Origin of the sequence: Streptomyces panacea, assembly GCF_040560175.1 — a bacterium.
GTDB classification, from domain to species: Bacteria; Actinomycetota; Actinomycetes; order Streptomycetales; family Streptomycetaceae; genus Streptomyces; species Streptomyces panacea.
This window is the reverse complement of the sequence record NZ_JARJHW010000026.1, coordinates 25,825-41,460: the sequence shown is the minus strand read 5'-3', so window position 1 is coordinate 41,460 and position 15,636 is coordinate 25,825. Positions and strand designations below refer to the sequence as shown.

The following is a 15,636-nucleotide window of genomic DNA, read 5'->3' as shown; positions in this document are numbered from 1 at the left end:
TGCCATATTGCCAACTCCCGATCGGAAGGTGGCAAAACCGTGCAGTGGGCGAACTTAAGCGAACAGACCGTGTATGAGAATCCCTGGTTCCAGGTGAATCTGGCGGATGTCGAACTCCCCGACGGCCGGCATCTGGACCACTTCCTCATCCGGCTCCGTCCGGTGGCCGTGGCGACGGCGGTCAACGAGGCCAACGAGGTGCTGATGATCTTCAGGCACCGCTTCATCACCGACAGCTGGGGCTGGGAACTCGCCGCGGGAGTCGTCGAGGACGGCGAGTCCGTCGAGACGGCGGCGGCGCGGGAGATGGAGGAGGAGACCGGGTGGCGGCCCGGCCGCCTCCGGCATCTGCTCACCGTCGAGCCGTCCAACGGACTGACCGACGCCAGACACCATCTCTACTGGTCGGACACGGCCACCTACACCGGCTACCCGGCGGACGACTTCGAGTCCTCACGCCGGGAGTGGATACCCCTCAAGCTCGTTCCCGACATGATCGCGCGGGGCGAGGTGCCGGCCGCCAACATGGCGGCCGGACTGCTGATGCTCCATCACCTGCGTCTGGGCGGCGGCGGGTAGCCGCACCGGTGGCCCGGAGCCACCGGCTCAGCCGTACGGGTAGAAGCCCGAGCCCGTCTTACGGCCCAGGCGCCCCGCGTCCACCATGCGCTGGAGCAGCGGGGGAGCGGCGTACAGCGGCTCCTTGTACTCCGCGTACATCGAGTCGGCGACCGAGGCCACGGTGTCCAGGCCGATCAGATCGGCGAGCTTGAGCGGGCCCATCGGGTGGGCGCAGCCCATCTCCATGCCGTTGTCGATGTCCTCACGGCTCGCGATGCCTGACTCGAACATCCGGATCGCCGACAGCAGATAAGGAATGAGAAGGGCGTTCACCACGAAACCGGACCGGTCCTGGGCGCGGATCGCGTGCTTTCCCAGCACGTCCTGGACGACGGCCTCGGCGCGCTTGACCGTGTCGTCGGACGTCGTCAGTGCCGGGATCAGCTCGACCAGCTGCTGGACCGGTGCCGGGTTGAAGAAGTGGATGCCGATGACCTGGTCGGGACGGGACGTCGCGACGGCCAGCTTGACCAGGGGAATGGAGGAGGTGTTGGACGACAGGATCGCGTCGGTGCGCGTCACGACCTGATCGAGGACCTGGAAGATCTCCGTCTTGACCTGCTCGTTCTCGACGACGGCCTCGATCACCAGATCGCGGTCGGCGAACTCCCCGAGGTCGGTGGTGAAGCTGAGCCTGTCGAGCGTCGCGTCGCGCTCCTCCTCGGTGATCTTGCCGCGTTCGGCGGCCTTCGAGAGGGAGTTGAAGAGGCGGGTGCGCCCTATCTCCAGAGCCTCGCCGGTGGTCTCGGCGACCATCACCTCAAGGCCGCTGCGGGCGCACACCTCCGCGATGCCTGCGCCCATCTGGCCGCAGCCCACCACTCCGACGCGTTCGATGTCGGTCACATCGTGCCCTTTCGCTGGTCCCTGTCCTGCGGGCCCCGTGTGATTCCGGTGCCCGCTTCGGCCCCCGACGTTACTCCGCGCAGGTGTGTGCACGGCGGGCCGGGGCGGGCATGCTGTGCGGCAACGTCAGTCCGAGATAACCGACGAGGGGTCAGTAAATGCGGCAAATCGGTAGAAGAGGGTTCGTGGCGGTCACGACGGGTGCCCTCACATCACTGGCGATGGCGGGCGACGCCGTCGCCACCACCGGAGCGGCGGGAACGACCGGAGCGGCGGGAACGACCGGAGCGGCGGCGGGCGCGGAGGGCGCCGCCGGGTCCGGTGGCCGTCACAGCGCGCGCAGTGAGCTGCGCGGGATGTGGCTCGCCACGGTCGTGAACCGCGACTGGCCGTCGAAGCCCGGACTGCCGGTGGCCGAACAGCGCGCCGAACTGCTGAAGTTCCTGGACACCGCGGTCGACCGGAAGCTGAACACCGTCGTCTTCCAGGTCCGGCCGACCGCCGACGCGCTGTGGCCCTCGCCGTTCGAGCCGTGGGCCGAGTGTCTGACCGGCGTACAGGGCAAGGATCCGGGCTGGGACCCGCTGGGTACGGCCGTCAAGGAGGCCCACAAGCGCGGTCTCGAACTGCACGCCTGGTTCAACCCGTACCGTGTGGCCAATCACACGGACCCCTCCAGGCTCATCCCGAGCCACCCGGCGCGCAAGCACCCGGAGTGGATCCTGCCGTACGGCGGAAAGCTGTACTACAACCCGGGCATCCCGGAGGTCAGGAAGTTCGTCCAGGACGCGATGCTCGACGCCGTACGGCGCTACGACATCGACGCCGTGCACTGGGACGACTACTTCTATCCGTACCCGGTCGCCGGTCAGGTCTTCGACGACGACGCCCAGTACGCGCGGTACGGCGGAAGCTTCCCCGACAAGGCCTCCTGGCGGCGTGACAACACCGACCGGCTGGTGCGCGAGACGGCGGACCGGATCAAGCAGATCAAGAAGCATGTCGCCTTCGGCATCAGCCCGTTCGGGGTGTGGCGCAACATCGCCACCGACCCGACCGGCTCCGACACCAAGGCCGGCGTGCAGACCTACGACGACCTGTACGCCGATACCAGGAAGTGGGTCAAGGAGGGTTGGATCGACTACATCACCCCGCAGGTCTACTGGAACATCGGGTTCGCCGCGGCCGACTACGCGAAGCTCGTCCCCTGGTGGAGTGAGGTGGTGAAGGGGACGGACGTCGACCTCTACATCGGCGAGGCCCTCTACAAGGCGGGCGACCCGGCCCAGCCCGCGCCGTGGCAGGACGTGGCGGAGGTCTCCCGCCATCTGACCTTCGCGAAGCAGTACCCCGAGGTGCGCGGACACTGCTACTTCTCCGCGCTGGAGTGCGTCCACGACAAGAACGGCGCGTTCGCGAAGGCGGTGGCCGACCACTACACGTCGCGGGTGCGCCCGCCTCGGCAGGGCTGACACCGGCCGCGCGGAGGGCCGCTGGAGCCTTGTCGGGGCGCGCCCTACGTGCGGACAACGCCTTACGCGCGGACAACGCCCTACGCACGAGCAACGCCTTACACGCGGACAACGCCTTACGTGCGGGCGCGCTGGGTGACCGCGATGCACAGCAGTACGGCGACGGCCGCCAGGGGAGCGGCCGTCGCCGGCCGCTCCCCGAGCAGCAGCACCGACCAGACCAGCGTCAACAGCGGTTGCGCGAGCTGAAGCTGGCTGGCCTTCTCGACCCCGATCGCGGCCATGCCCCGGTACCAGACGTAGAGACCGAGGAAGGACGACCCCGCCGCAACCCACACCAGGCCGGTCACGCCCTGAGCCGTCAGGCGCACCGGCTCGAAGGACAGGGCGACGGCCGAGACCACCAGATTGAGCGGCAGACACGCGACCAGCGCCCAGCCGATCACGTGCCAGCCCGGCATCACCCGCGCCAGCCTGCCGCCCTCCGTATAGCCGGCCGCGCACACCAGCAGCGCGCCGAACAGATACAGATCACCGGTCGAGACGGTCCCGCCGCTCTGCTGGAGCGTGAAGGCGATCACGACGGCCGCGCCCGCGACGGCCGCGCACCAGAACAGGCCGGACGGGCGCCTGCCGGTACGCAGCGCCGAGAACGCGGCGGTACTCAGCGGCAGCAGCCCGACCACCACGGCGGCGTGCGCTGTGGTCGACGTCCCGAGGGCCAGTGTCGTCAGCATCGGGAAGCCCAGGACCACACCCGAGGCCACCACGGCGAACGCGCCCCAGTGCCGCCGCTCCGGGAGCGGCACGCGCAGCGCCAGCAGGAAGCCTCCCGCGATCAGCGCGGCGAGCACACCGCGCATCGCGACCAGCGACCAGGGACCGAAGCTCTCCAGCCCCCAGACCGTCGCCGGGAAGGTGAGCGAGAAGGCGAGGACGCCCGCCGCCGCGAGGAGGGTGCCGCCGGTGACCGCTACCGGGGCCGTACGAGTAGCGCTATCCTGTGCTGTCATGCAAGAGCGTAGCAGTGTGGCCGAGTTGGCGGGATCTCTACGAGCGGAGCTGAACCGCTACTCACCAGGTGGAAAGCTGCCGTCCAGCAGGGAGCTGGTCGAACGGCACCGGGTCTCCCCGGTCACCGTCTCCCGGGCGCTGGCCCAGCTCTCCGCCGAGGGCCTCGTCGTCACCCGTCCCGGCGCCGGATCCTTCCGCGCACAGGCGAGCCCCGGCACACCGCGGGCCGGGGACACCTCCTGGCAGGAGGTCGCCCTCAGCGCCGACGCCGCCACCGAACTCGTCCCGCGCAGCGTCGACTCCTCCGCCGTGCTGGCCACCCTCGCCGTGCCGCCGGCCGGAGTGATCGAGTTCAACGGCGGCTACCTCCACTCCTCCCTCCAGCCCGAACAGGCCATGGCCGCCGCCCTGGCGCGCGCCGGCCGCCGCCCCGGCGCGTGGAGCCGCCCGCCCGCCGACGGACTGCCCGAACTCCGCGAGTGGTTCGCCCGCGACATCGGCGACACCTGGACGGCCGCCGAGGTGCTCGTCACCTCCGGCGGCCAGAGCGCCCTCACCACCGCCCTGCGCGCACTCGCCCCGCCCTGCGCGCCCGTCCTCGTGGAATCACCCACCTATCCGGGCATGCTCGCCATCGCACGAGCCGCCGGACTGCGGCCCGTCCCCGTACCGGTGGACCCCGAGGGCGTGCGCCCCGAGCTCCTCGCCGCCGCCTTCCGCGCCACCGGCGCACGGGTCTTCGTCTGCCAGCCCCTCATCCAGAACCCCACCGGAGCGGTCCTCTCGGCGGCGCGCCGACCCGAGGTGCTGCGCATCGCACGCGAGGCCGGCGCCTTCGTCGTGGAGGACGACTTCGTACGCCGCCTCATCCACGAGGACGCGGGCCCGCTGCCCGGCCCCCTCGCCGCCGACGACCACGACGGAGTCGTCGTACACGTCTGCTCCCTCACCAAGGCGACCTCGCCCAGCTTCCGCGTCGGGGTGCTGGCCGCCCGGGGCCCGGTGCTCGAACGGCTCCGCGCCATCCACGTCGTCGACTGCTTCTTCGTCGCCCGCCCCCTCCAGGAAGCGGCACTCGAACTGGTCGGCTCACCCGCCTGGAACCGCCATCTGCGGTTCATCTCAAGGGAGTTGCGGGACCGCAGGACCGCCATGACCACCGCCGTCCGCCGACAGCTCCCCGAACTGGCCCTGCCGTACGTCCCGCCGGGCGGCTATCACCTCTGGCTGCGCCTGCCCGACGGCACCGACGAACAGGCCCTGGTCTCCGCCGCGCTGCGCGCGGGCGTCGCCGTCACGCCCGGCCGTCCCTACTTCTGCGCCGAACCCTCCGCGGGCCACCTGCGGTTGAGCTACGCGGCCGTCGCGGGACCGCAGGAGATCGCCGACGGCGTGCGGCGGCTCCGTACCGCCTGCGACGAGGTGCTGGGACGAGGCGCCGCGACGCGGTCTCAGCCGGCGTGAAGGATCCGGAAGCGATCAGGATCCGCCGGATCCCGGTCGACGACCTGGACCGGCGCCCAAGCCCATTGCCACCCGCTGACGCCCGGCGTGCGGGAGAACCGGATCTGCCCACGGGTGCCTTCGACCGCGACGCGCGACCAGGACGCGGCGATGCCCGCCCGGTCAGCGCCGTGGGAACGCAGCACATCGGCGAGGACGGCGATCGTGTCGTAGCCCTCGAAGGCGACGAAGGAGGGCGCTTCGGCCAGCCGGTCGCGGAGGGCCGTCCCGACCCGTACACCAAGCGGGCCGAGGCGCTCGGGCAGGTAGCGCAGGAACGGGATCGCGGCGCCGTCGCCGCCCAGCGCCGCCGCCCATTCGGCGAACTCCGGTTGCCCGGCCGGGGCACCGATCATGGTCTCGGAGAGGCGCGGGTCGCGGCGGACGGCCCTGACGATCGACACGGCCGGCTCCGGGTGGCCGATCAGAAGGAGGAGGGCGGTGGCGCGACCGCCGACGAGTTCGTCGCACACGGCCGTGGGGTCGAGGGCGCTCATGTCGAGTTCGACGACGGTGCCGCCGCGTGAGACGAGGTGGTCCCGCAGAATCCGGGTGCCGGACGCCCAATAGAGACTCGGCGCGATGGCCACGGCGATGCGGCGGTGGCCCGCGCCGAGGAGGAAGTCGGCGTAGATCCGCCAGCCGTGGGACTGCGGCGGGGGGAGACGCGCCACCCGGTCCGTCGGGTGCTCGGTGAGCGCGTCGAGAACCGCCGACGAGCAGAGGAACGGCAGTCCGAGGGCGTCGGCCCTGGTGGCGGCGGCGCGGGCGACGACGCTGTGATATTCCCCGGCCAGGGCTGCCACGCCCAGCCGGGCCAGTTCGTCCACGGCAGCCTCGGCCCTCCGCGGATCGGCCGCGGTGTCCCTGACCACCAGTTCGAGTGGTTTTCCGGCGATCCCGCCGGCGTCGTTGACTTCGCGAACGGCCAACTCCATCCCGGCGAGCAGGTGTCGGCCCGCCTCGGCCCAGCCGGGCCGGGTCAGCGGGACGAGAGCGCCGATCCGGACGGACGACCCGTCGGTCCGCGCCACCGGGGATGACGATGGTGGTGTACTCATGCGGCGGCGTCTCCCGTGTGACGATTCGGTCGCGGATTGCACGGATCGCCCGGATCGCGCAGTGGCGACGCACGGCGGGCGCACCTGGTGACCATGCCGGACATTGCATCCAGGGGCGTCACCGACGGGCAACCGAATATTGGTCGGCGTCGGTGTCTGCGTCGGTGTAGGTGTCTGCGGTTGGCGGTCGGCGGGGTCGGGTGGACACCGAGCCGATGTCCCGATGGTGGCACCCGCCACTGACAACGGGTCCGCCACCTGGCAGCCTTCAGCCATGACCGAGACGACGACCTCCGCCGCGTACGACATCTCGACCGACCCCGCACGCCTCGACGCGGAGCGGATCCACCGCTGGCTGTCGACGGACGCGTACTGGGCGCTCGGCCGGGGACGCGACGTCCAGGACAGGGCGATCGCCGGATCGCTCAACTTCGGCGTCTACGACACCGCCTCGGGCGAACAGGTCGCGTACGCCCGCGTCGTCACCGACCACGCCACCTTCGCCTGGCTCTGCGACGTGTACGTCGACCCCGTCGCCCGCGGCAAGGGACTCGGCACCGAACTGGTCGTCGCCGCACGCGACCACTTCGCCCCGCTGGGACTGCGCCGGATGATGCTGGCCACGGAGGATGCCCACGGCGTCTACGAGAAGGTGGGGTTCAAGTCGCTCGAAAACCCCTTGATGTGGATGACTCTGGACCTTCAGTCCCCCTCTTGACCTGTGCGGCTTTCGGGCTCACGATCCCGGCATGAGTGTTCGGGTCACGTTGGTCGCCGCCGCGCGCAGCTCAGCCCCACTTGCCGAGCGTTTCGACGACGACCGTCCCCTCGACCAGGCCGGCTGGCACGAGGTGCAGCTCGTCGCGCACGCGCTCGTGCCGCTGGCCGCCGCCGATCTGCGCTACTGCTCGCCCACCGCGCGCAGCCGCGCCACCGGGGCGGCTCTCGGCTACGCGCCCCTCGTCCAGCCGGCCCTCAGGGACTGCGACATGGGCCGCTGGCGCGGCTGCACCTTCGCGGACGTCGCCGCCCGTGAACCGGCCGCCGTGGACGCGTGGCTCGCCGACCCGCGCGCGGCCCCGCACGGCGGAGAGCCGTTGCTGGCGTTCATCTCCCGGATAGGGGGCTGGCTGGACACGCGGCCCGCCGACGACATCGGCGCCATCGTCGCCGTCGCCGAACCGGCGGTCATCAGGGCGGCGCTCGTCTACGCCCTGCACGCCCCAGCTCCGACCTTCTGGAACGTGGACGTCCGCCCGCTGTCCACGGTCACTCTGATGGGCGGCCCCGGCCGCTGGAGCCTGCGCCTCGACGCCCGCGTCTGACACCTGATCCCCGTGTGGGACCGCACGGATGACCAGGGGATGACCAGGCCCGGAGTCGGCAGGTCGACACTCCGCCGCGCCCTCGGCCGGCATGCCGCCGAATCGGGCGCGACCGTGGACCACTTCGAGGAAGCCGACATCCTCGGCCGGCCACCGAGTCCACCCGCGACCACGTCGCACGGTCCCGCGCCGAAGGCGTGGACGTACGCCGGGCGTGGACGTCGGATGTGGACGCCGGGCGGCGCGGCGCGGTGCGGGCGGAGCGGTACGTACGGGAGAACCTGCCCGGGCTGTGAGCCGCCCGGCCGCGTCCCCCGCCGTCTGTTCCGCCCGGCCGCGTGCCGCGCCGTCTGTTCCGCCCGCCCCGGCGAACCGCTCAGCCGGCCGTCGCGAACGCGTCCACGCCCGTGAGTTCGGCGGAGAGCGTCCAGAGCCGCGCCGCCTGCTCCGGGTCCGTCGCGTACGTGCGTACGCCGCCCTTGGAGTCGGCCTCGTCGGCGGTTTCGGCGATGTCGCAGTCCTCGCAGTACACACCGCCCGCGCCCGCCAACTGAGGCGAGGTCGCCGCCCACACCTGTGTGGCGGCGCCCTGCTCGGGGGTCTTGAACGAGGTGTTCAGCGGGTTGCCCTCCTCGTCGATCCACCCGAAGGCGACCATCTCCTCCTTGGGAAGGTGACGCTGGAGCGGCGTGAGGATGCCACCGGGGTGCAGCGAGAAGGCCCGTACGCCGGCGTCCTTGCCGAGCGCGTCGAGACGCACGGCGAACAGCACGTTGGCGGTCTTCGCCTGGCCGTACGCCTGCCACTTGTCGTAACCCCGCTCGAACCGCACGTCGTCCCAGCGAATGGGGGAGTGGCGGTGGCCGCCCGAGGACACCGAGACGACACGCGCGCCGCCGGGCTCGATCGCGGGCCAGAGGCGGTTGACGAGCGCGTAGTGGCCGAGGTGGTTCGTCGCGAACTGGGCCTCCCAGCCCGGTCCGACGCGGGTCTCCGGGCACGCCATGATCCCGGCGTTGTTGATCATGATGTCGATGCCGCGTCCGGAGGCGAGGAACCTCTCGGCGAAGGCCCGGACGCTGTCCAGGTCACCGAGGTCCAACTCGTCGACCTCGACCTTTCCCGCCGCTCCCTCGATCCCCGCGAGGGCTTCCTTTGCGACGGCGGGCCGCCTGGCGGGCACCACCACGTGGGCGCCCGCGTGAGCCAGCGCGCGTGTCGTCTCCAGCCCCAGGCCCGAGTAACCGCCCGTGACGACCGCGAGCTTCCCGCCGAGGTCCACACCCCGCAGAACCTCCTCGGCGGTGCTCGCCGCTCCGAAGCCTGAACCGATCTTGTGCTGAGGAGTAGTCATGATGCGACGGTACGTATTGGAGTGTTCTCGAAGTCAAGCGCTCACTCCTGGGGGTGCGCCGGACCGCCCGGGCGTTCGTCCATCGGGTGTTCGTTCGTCCGGCGGCGCAGGAAGTCGCGCTCGGCGGTGGTGAGCCCGCCCAGCAGCCGCAGGGTCAGGGCGACGCGGGCAGCGGGGGCGAGTGCGGGATGGCAGCAGGTGAAGATCAGCCGGAGCCGGTCGTCGCGCACGGGGCCCTCCTCGGCCGGTTCGTCGGGGGCGTGCAGGAGCGCGGCCTGCGCGTATCGGTCCGCGCGGGAGGCTTCCCTGCGGAGCCGGTCGACGGCCTTGTGACGCGCCGTGGTGATGATCCAGCCGGCCGGGCTCGGCGGAAGTCCGGTGGCGGGCCAGTGCTGGAGCGCCGCGGCGAACGCGTCCTGGACCGCCTCCTCGGCGACGTCGATGTCGCCGAAGACGCGGACCAGGACGGACACCGCCCGGCCGTACTCCGTACGGAAGGCGCGTCCGATCTCGGACCGGGAGAGCGCCTCCGTCGCCGACGCGGCCGGGGAGCCGTCCCGGGAGCCGTCCGGGGTATCGGGCATCAGCCGTCGGTCTCGCCGAAGAACGGCCGCACCTCGATGGGGAGCGTCGTCGCCCGCGTGGCCTTGGCGCCCCATGCGAGCGCCGCGTCCAGATCGGGCGCCCGCACGACGCAGATTCCGCCGAGGAACTCCTTGCTCTCGGTGTACGGCCCGTCGGTCATGAGCACGTCGCCGCCCTTGACCCGTACGACGGTGGCGGTGCTCGGTGAGTGCAGCCCGCCGGCGAAGACCCAGGCGCCCGCGGCCTTCAGCTCCTCGTGGAACGCTTCGAGGTCGCGGGTGATCTCGGCCAGCTTCTCGGGGGCGGGCGGCTCCCCGACGGGCTGGATCACGCTGAGCAGATACTGCTTCATTTCTGGTTCCTCCTCGGTGCGGGGGCGGTGCCGGTGCCGACGTGGGTGTCGGTTGTCGTGCCGGCCTCTCACCGTCCATACGAACGGGCCCCGCGCGGATCGACACGCGGAGGAGATCCGGCCGGATATTTCTCGGTTCCGGCCCCCCGGAGCGACGGACACGGGCCTCCCCCCGTCCGGGAGGTGTCCGTATCTGTGGGTCATCCGGCCCTGTGGCCATGGCACACCGGTCCGTGGCTCAGGAGACTGGAGAGGACCAGCGACCCGAAGGACCAGGTGATGACGATGACCGACGACCTCTCCGTACCGGCGGGCGTGCCCGTACCCGACACGAAGCTCGCGCGGGCGGCGACCGAGCTCGTACGCGACACCGTGAGCGAGCTGATCTACGACCACTCGCGCCGCGTCTACTTCTTCGGCAGCCTCCAGGGGCGCAACCGGGACCTCGGCTTCGACCCCGAACTCCTCTACATCGGGGCCATGTTCCACGATCTGGGCCTGGGCGAGCCCTTCCACGGCAGCGGGCGGCGCTTCGAGGTGGACAGCGCCGACGAGGCGCGCCGCTTCCTCCGGGCGCACCAGGTGCCCGAGGACAGCATCCGGCGGGTGTGGACCGCCATCGCCCTGCACACGACCCCGGGCGTGCCCGAGTTCATGGAGCCGGAGGTGGCGCTGGTGACGGCGGGCGTCGAGTACGACGTCCTCGGTATCGGCTACCACGACATCAGCGAGGACGACCGGGCCGACATCGTCGCTCTGCACCCGCGTCCCGGCTTCAAGCAGCGCATTCTGGGCGCGTTCACGGACGGAGTCCGGCACAAGCCGGAGACCACCTTCGGCAACGTCAAGGCCGATGTACTCGCCCACTACGTGCCCGGCTTCGAGCGCGGCGACTTCGTGCGTACGATCCTGAACTCTCCGTGGCCCGAATGACCGCCGCCGACTCCGCTTCCGCTTCCGCCCCCGGCCCCGTCCCCGCGCCCGCCGTCGTGGCCGTGGTCGCCTTCGACGGGGTGCAGCTCCTCGATGTGACGGGCCCCGCCGAGGTGTTCACCACGGCCAACATGTTCGGCGCGCGATACGACGTACGGATCGTTTCCCCGGACGGCGCGGACGTGACCACGTCCTCGGGGTTGCGGATCGGCGTGGACGGCGGCCTGCCGACGCTGCCCGCCCGGCTGCACACGCTTGTGGTGCCCGGCCGGAGCGACTGGCGGCGCGCGGTCGCCGACCGGCTGCTCATCGCGCTCGTCGGCGAACTGCTGGGCCGCGCACGGCGGATCACCTCGGTGTGCGCCGGCGCGTTCGTCCTGGCGGAGACGGGCACGCTGGACGGGCGGCGCGCCGCGACGCACTGGAGGCTGGCGGCGCAGCTCGCCACCGCGTACCCACGGGTGCGGGTCGAGACGGACCCGGTGTTCGTGCGGGACGGCGACGTCGTCACGTCCGCCGGCGTCACGGCCGGTATCGACCTCGCGCTCTCCCTGGTCGAGGACGACCACGGCGCCGGGGTGGCGCGCGATGTCGCCCGCGAACTGGTGGTCTTCATGGCCCGCCCCGGCGGGCAGTCGCAGTTCAGCGCACGCCTGGCACCGCGTACGGCGAAGCACCCGGTGATACGGCGGGTGATGGACGCCGTCGGCGCCGACCCCGCCGCCCCGCACAGCCTGGACTCCCTGGCGGACGGTGTCGGCGTCAGCGCCCGCCACCTCAGCAGGCTCTTTCGGGGCGAGACCGGCAGAACGCCCGGCCAGTACCTCGAATCCGTACGGCTGGAAGCCGCCCAGGTCCTCCTGGAGTCGGGCGACGACTCCGTGGACACGGTGGCGGAGGCGTCCGGCTTCGGCTCCTCCGAGACGATGCGGCGCGTCTTCCAGCAGGCTTTCGGCATCGCCCCGACCGCCTACCGGGCCCGATTCCGTACGACGACGCCCGCCGCGCCGGTCAGGAGTCCGTGAGCCCCGGCCCGGCGCACCGACAGAACCGGCCGCCCGGCGGCGGGCAGCTCTCCCGCGCCGCCGAGCGACACGACGGACGACCTGCTCACCCCGGCCGGGCCTCGGTCACCAGGGCTGCGGACCCGACACGTCGAAGTAGCCGCCCGTCGGCCCGTCCGGACCCAGCTGGGCCATCCTGACGATGATCTCCGCGCCCTCCTCGACCGTCACGGTCTTCGCCGCGGCGGCGACGGACGCTTCGTCGGTGACATCGAGGACGACCGGCAGCGCGCCCAGCCGCTCGGCGGCCCGGCGGCCCGGCTCCGGGTCCCGGCTGCCCACATGGACGGTGTGGCCTGCGGCGACGAGTCGCCGAGCGGTCTCGAAACCCAGCCCCTTGCTCGCTCCGGTGATCAGTGTCGTTGTCATGCCTCCACCTTCCGGCAGAGCGGCGTGGCCGGCCATCCGTCCGCTACTCCCGGGACTGCCGGCACCGAGGACGCCGAACGCCTCGCGCTGCTCGGCACCCGGACGCCGGTGGGCAGGCCCGGCGCGGGTCACGGCCGAGGGGCGGGCCCGCCCCGGACGTCGTACGGGCGCTGCGGGCAGCGCCGCCCCGGGTTCACCCCGGCACCCCGGCCCTGTCCAGAAGCGCCGTCATCTCCGCGACAGGCAGCACCGGATTGCAGGCCGCGGCCGACCCCAGGTCCGGATCCTCCAGCAGTTCCACCACGCGCTCCACCGACAGTCGCGCGTCCCGCGCCGCGGCCTCCCGCACTCTCATCTCCGGGGCCCGGCTCAGCCGTTCCACGAGTTCGGGCGTCGCCTCCGGATCACGCAGGGCCAGTGCGCGGGTCCGCGGGTCCGTCGCCTCCCCGAAACGCGCCGCGAGGCCGGTCAGGGGGAACTGCGGCTTGACGATCAGCATGGCGACGGCCCGGTGCGTACCGTGCAGATACAGATCGAGCAGCAGCTCCGGCGGAGCCTTCGGATGGCGCTCGGCGAGCAGCAGCCGGACGGCGAAGTCCTCGTCGCCCGCGAGCAGTTCGACGCAGTCCTCGGGCAACTCCCGGCACACGGCTGCGCTGCGCCGCAGCCACGTGTGCGTGGACGTCGCGCAGCGGCGCAGGACATCCGGCTCCGCACGGGCGTCCCAGACCCACCGCAGCGTGTCCAACCGGTCCTCGGGGCCGATCTCCCAGTCGACCGCCCCGCGTTCCTCCTCGGACAGTTCGGGACGGGCGGAGAACGCGAGCCGCACGGCGGGATCCTCGTGGTGGGCGAGCGGGGACGCGAGATCGGCGGGAAGGGTGGGGTTGCGCGCGAGCCACGGGAGCCCTACTTCCCCGGCCAGCAGCCGCTCGGCCACGGCCCGCCCGAGCTTGCCGCGCTCCACCACCTCCTGCGACTGCCAGGTGTCCGCGAGAGCTTCGACGAGTTCGGTCGTACACTCCTCGTCCTCGTGCATCACCCACAACGAGGCGGTTCGGCGTACCTCCGGGTCCGCGTCGTCGAGGAGTGAGGCGCGCACGTCGTCGGCGAGCGCGTGCCAGACACGGCGGCAGGCCGCCAGCCGGAACAGCCGGTCCGGGTGCCCGGCGAGCGGTATCAGAACGTGCTCGGGCACGCCGGCCGAGTTGAGCGTCTCGTACCGCACCATGTCGCGTTCATGGCTCAGCAGTCGCTCGTACGCCCGGTCCGGCAGCGGCGGCACCGCGATCCCGTACGGCATCGGGCCGCACGCCACCGCGAGGGCGTCCGACGCGGGGCCGTCGAGGAGCCGTGCGCGCAGCTCGGGGTCGACCGTCCAGCTCTCGGCGATGCTGTGGCGCACCCGGCGGTCGGGGTGGTTGAGCATGGCCTCGGCCACCTCGTCGGGCAGCTTCTCGCGCCACGAGAGCCGCTGCGCGATCCACTGGTCGTTCAGCGCCAGCAGCCGCAGCAGTACGCCGGCGGGCGCCGCCGGATTGCCGGCCAGCCCCTGGACCGCGTGATGGGTCGTCAATGTCCCTGCCTCCAACATGTCTGTCCTGCAAGCCCGATGGGGTCGATCGGCCACGGCCCCAGGTCCTGTCGTTCGGATCTTGCCGGGCTCGCGGTCCCTGGCACGCACGCCCGCCGCGTTGTCGTCGGTCGCCAACGCTCCGCGTTGTCCCCCTCCTCCGCCTTGCGATGCACCGCACCAGACGCCCCGGGCCCCGCCCTGCGGGCGGACGGCGCTACTTTGAAGACACGACCTAGTCGGTGTCCGTCGCCGCGAGCACGGCGATCCGCCGGCCGTCGGGAGAGAGCGCGGCTATCCCGAAGTCGGCGTGGATGTCGTTGCGGAACCACTCCGCGTCGGCCTCGAAGTGGTACCACGCGGTCTGCCGGGCCCGGCGTTCGACCTCCTCCCAACTGGCGTTCGCCGGGGCGCCGCAGAGGCCCGCCATCGACTTCCACGCCCACAACCGGCCGTAGGCGCCGTGAACTCCCGAGCCGCCCATGCCGCCCATCGACGCGACACCGAAGAGCAGCCGCCAGATCGCGTCCACCGGGCGGACGGCGATCTCGAAGCGGCCCGTGGGCCCCACGTCGACACAAGGCATCGGCAGCGTCGGCAGCAGAGCGGGCACCCGGTCGGGCGCGACCGGCTCGTCCGGCAGGAAGACCCAGGCCGCGCAGTCACCCCAGCCGCCCGCCTGCGCAGCGGCGACGATGGTCTCGTACACGTCGATGGTCGCGATGTCCCGAAGGGCGGACCGCTCGGCCGTACGAGGTGTCGGCGGGTCCATGCGGCCCTCGGCCGGCACTCCGGTCGACCCGCCGGAGGCGGAGTTGTCCATCCCGCGGGTGGGAAAGCCGACGCCCACCTCAAGGTCGCGGCGCCCCACCGGCAGCCAGGCGAGAGGATGCCAACCGGGTCGTCCGCGCAGCCAGGAGCGAACCTCGTGGAACGTGTCGACATCCACGCCACGCAGCACCAACTCGTGGACGAGACAGGCCCGCAGATCGTCCAGCCGGTCCCGCTCGCCGCGGTCGAAGACGACGGCCGCCAGGTCGGCGACCCGCTGGTGCTCCGCCATGAGTGAGGCGACGAACCGCGGCATGACGCCGCGCCCCGCCATGTTCCTCTCACCGAGGAGCCGGAGCAGTTGCTCCAGACTGTCGCGGCCGGGCGTGAGGGCGAGTATGCGCACCACCAGGGCCAACTGGCTCTCGTACGCGCGCATTCGCTCCCCCGCCGCCGCGTGCCGCTCGGCCAGCCGTACGCCCAGCTCACGCACGAAGAGAACGTCTCCGCGCGCGGCCCGCTGTTCGGCCTGGCCCCGTACGAGCCGGCCGAGGTCGTCCATGTCGTCGTCCACGGCCGTCACCCTATTTCCGCACGGTCGGCGCCAGGCCGCCGGACGGTACGGCCCCAGGGCCCCGCGCGGCATCGGGAGCGCGAGGGCCGCGCCGATCGCGACGAGGACGGCACGGGCGGCGGACCGCCGTCGTACCGCACACAGACGTACGCGCCCCGAGCCTGACGGGAGCCCGGCCCCCCCGCCCTGCCCGGCAGGGGGCTCCGTCGACCGGCCCCG

Annotated in this window: 14 protein-coding genes and 2 pseudogenes; 7 read left to right on the top strand and 9 right to left on the bottom strand. The window is 72.0% G+C overall.

Annotation, left to right across the window (positions count from 1 at the left end):
* Positions 1-39: 39 nt before the first annotated feature.
* The gene (locus P3L51_RS09575) at positions 40-579 is read left to right on the top strand and encodes an NUDIX hydrolase (protein ID WP_354604678.1); all 540 of its coding nucleotides are present in this window, start codon (positions 40-42) and stop codon (positions 577-579) included.
* Positions 580-606: 27 nt separating this feature from the next.
* On the opposite strand, the gene P3L51_RS09570 is transcribed toward P3L51_RS09575, so the two are convergent.
* Positions 607-1,467 carry a 3-hydroxybutyryl-CoA dehydrogenase gene (locus tag P3L51_RS09570; RefSeq protein ID WP_354604677.1) on the bottom strand — a complete coding sequence of 287 codons (861 nt, stop codon included), beginning with the start codon at positions 1,465-1,467 and terminating at the stop codon, positions 607-609.
* A gap of 158 nt (positions 1,468-1,625) precedes the next feature.
* Here P3L51_RS09570 and P3L51_RS09565 point away from each other — a divergent pair, with 158 nt between their 5' ends.
* Positions 1,626-2,939, top strand: a complete 1,314-nt coding sequence (locus P3L51_RS09565; protein ID WP_354604676.1) for a glycoside hydrolase family 10-like protein — start codon at positions 1,626-1,628, stop codon at positions 2,937-2,939.
* 116 nt (positions 2,940-3,055) lie between these two features.
* Here P3L51_RS09565 and P3L51_RS09560 read toward each other — a convergent pair whose 3' ends face one another.
* Positions 3,056-3,952, bottom strand: coding sequence for a DMT family transporter (locus tag P3L51_RS09560; protein WP_354604675.1), 897 nt, complete (start codon positions 3,950-3,952; stop codon positions 3,056-3,058).
* On the opposite strand from P3L51_RS09560, the gene P3L51_RS09555 reads away from it, so the two are divergent.
* The gene (locus P3L51_RS09555; protein WP_354604674.1) at positions 3,951-5,417 is read left to right on the top strand and encodes an aminotransferase-like domain-containing protein; all 1,467 of its coding nucleotides are present in this window, start codon (positions 3,951-3,953) and stop codon (positions 5,415-5,417) included. The genes P3L51_RS09560 and P3L51_RS09555 overlap by 2 nt on opposite strands.
* On the opposite strand, the gene P3L51_RS09550 is transcribed toward P3L51_RS09555, so the two are convergent.
* Complete coding sequence (locus tag P3L51_RS09550) at positions 5,405-6,517, bottom strand: ABC transporter substrate-binding protein (protein WP_354604673.1); 1,113 nt, start codon at positions 6,515-6,517, stop codon at positions 5,405-5,407. The genes P3L51_RS09555 and P3L51_RS09550 overlap by 13 nt on opposite strands.
* A gap of 274 nt (positions 6,518-6,791) precedes the next feature.
* Here P3L51_RS09550 and P3L51_RS09545 point away from each other — a divergent pair, with 274 nt between their 5' ends.
* A complete protein-coding gene (locus tag P3L51_RS09545) occupies positions 6,792-7,235 on the top strand; it encodes a GNAT family N-acetyltransferase (RefSeq protein ID WP_354604672.1) in 444 nt (147 codons plus the stop codon).
* A 31-nt stretch (positions 7,236-7,266) separates the two neighbouring features.
* Positions 7,267-7,842 carry a histidine phosphatase family protein gene (locus P3L51_RS09540; protein ID WP_354604671.1) on the top strand — a complete coding sequence of 192 codons (576 nt, stop codon included), beginning with the start codon at positions 7,267-7,269 and terminating at the stop codon, positions 7,840-7,842.
* 376 nt (positions 7,843-8,218) lie between these two features.
* On the opposite strand, the gene P3L51_RS09535 is transcribed toward P3L51_RS09540, so the two are convergent.
* The 3 genes and pseudogenes from P3L51_RS09535 to P3L51_RS09525 form a co-directional block, all read right to left on the bottom strand.
* Positions 8,219-9,196 (bottom strand): SDR family NAD(P)-dependent oxidoreductase, encoded by a 978-nt coding sequence (locus tag P3L51_RS09535; RefSeq protein WP_354604670.1) that lies wholly within the window; start codon positions 9,194-9,196, stop codon positions 8,219-8,221.
* A 119-nt stretch (positions 9,197-9,315) separates the two neighbouring features.
* A pseudogene (locus P3L51_RS09530) lies at positions 9,316-9,780 on the bottom strand (sigma factor); the annotation flags it as partial.
* Complete coding sequence (locus P3L51_RS09525) at positions 9,780-10,133, bottom strand: YciI family protein (RefSeq protein ID WP_354604669.1); 354 nt, start codon at positions 10,131-10,133, stop codon at positions 9,780-9,782. The gene P3L51_RS09525 and the pseudogene P3L51_RS09530, both read right to left, overlap by 1 nt.
* Before the next feature lie 285 nt (positions 10,134-10,418).
* On the opposite strand from P3L51_RS09525, the gene P3L51_RS09520 reads away from it, so the two are divergent.
* Both P3L51_RS09520 and P3L51_RS09515 read left to right on the top strand, forming a co-directional pair.
* Entirely contained in the window at positions 10,419-11,066 is a 648-nt protein-coding gene (locus P3L51_RS09520) for an HD domain-containing protein (protein ID WP_354604691.1), read from the top strand.
* Positions 11,063-12,091, top strand: coding sequence for a GlxA family transcriptional regulator (locus tag P3L51_RS09515; RefSeq protein WP_354604690.1), 1,029 nt, complete (start codon positions 11,063-11,065; stop codon positions 12,089-12,091). Before P3L51_RS09520 ends, P3L51_RS09515 begins: the two co-directional genes overlap by 4 nt.
* Before the next feature lie 206 nt (positions 12,092-12,297).
* On the opposite strand, the pseudogene P3L51_RS09510 reads toward P3L51_RS09515, so the two are convergent.
* The 3 genes and pseudogenes from P3L51_RS09510 to P3L51_RS09500 all read right to left on the bottom strand — a co-directional run.
* Positions 12,298-12,499: pseudogene (locus P3L51_RS09510) on the bottom strand (SDR family NAD(P)-dependent oxidoreductase); the annotation flags it as partial.
* Between the two features lie 193 nt (positions 12,500-12,692).
* The gene (locus P3L51_RS09505; RefSeq protein WP_354604667.1) at positions 12,693-14,075 is read right to left on the bottom strand and encodes a hypothetical protein; all 1,383 of its coding nucleotides are present in this window, start codon (positions 14,073-14,075) and stop codon (positions 12,693-12,695) included.
* A gap of 232 nt (positions 14,076-14,307) precedes the next feature.
* Positions 14,308-15,417: a DUF6183 family protein gene (locus tag P3L51_RS09500; RefSeq protein WP_354604666.1), complete on the bottom strand. Its 1,110-nt coding sequence runs from the start codon at positions 15,415-15,417 to the stop codon at positions 14,308-14,310.
* Positions 15,418-15,636 lie beyond the last annotated feature (219 nt).

Bases quoted from the DNA above. Each gene is read 5' to 3' on its own strand.
- P3L51_RS09540 (WP_354604671.1), top strand. From the start codon at position 7,267: ATGAGTGTTCGGGTCACGTTGGTCGCCGCCGCGCGCAGCTCAGCCCCA.
- P3L51_RS09560 (WP_354604675.1), bottom strand. From the start codon at position 3,952: ATGACAGCACAGGATAGCGCTACTCGTACGGCCCCGGTAGCGGTCACC.
- P3L51_RS09555 (WP_354604674.1), top strand. From the start codon at position 3,951: ATGCAAGAGCGTAGCAGTGTGGCCGAGTTGGCGGGATCTCTACGAGCG.
- P3L51_RS09515 (WP_354604690.1), top strand. From the start codon at position 11,063: ATGACCGCCGCCGACTCCGCTTCCGCTTCCGCCCCCGGCCCCGTCCCC.
- P3L51_RS09565 (WP_354604676.1), top strand. From the start codon at position 1,626: ATGCGGCAAATCGGTAGAAGAGGGTTCGTGGCGGTCACGACGGGTGCC.
- P3L51_RS09525 (WP_354604669.1), bottom strand. From the start codon at position 10,133: ATGAAGCAGTATCTGCTCAGCGTGATCCAGCCCGTCGGGGAGCCGCCC.
- P3L51_RS09520 (WP_354604691.1), top strand. From the start codon at position 10,419: ATGACCGACGACCTCTCCGTACCGGCGGGCGTGCCCGTACCCGACACG.
- P3L51_RS09545 (WP_354604672.1), top strand. From the start codon at position 6,792: ATGACCGAGACGACGACCTCCGCCGCGTACGACATCTCGACCGACCCC.
- P3L51_RS09535 (WP_354604670.1), bottom strand. From the start codon at position 9,196: ATGACTACTCCTCAGCACAAGATCGGTTCAGGCTTCGGAGCGGCGAGC.
- P3L51_RS09550 (WP_354604673.1), bottom strand. From the start codon at position 6,517: ATGAGTACACCACCATCGTCATCCCCGGTGGCGCGGACCGACGGGTCG.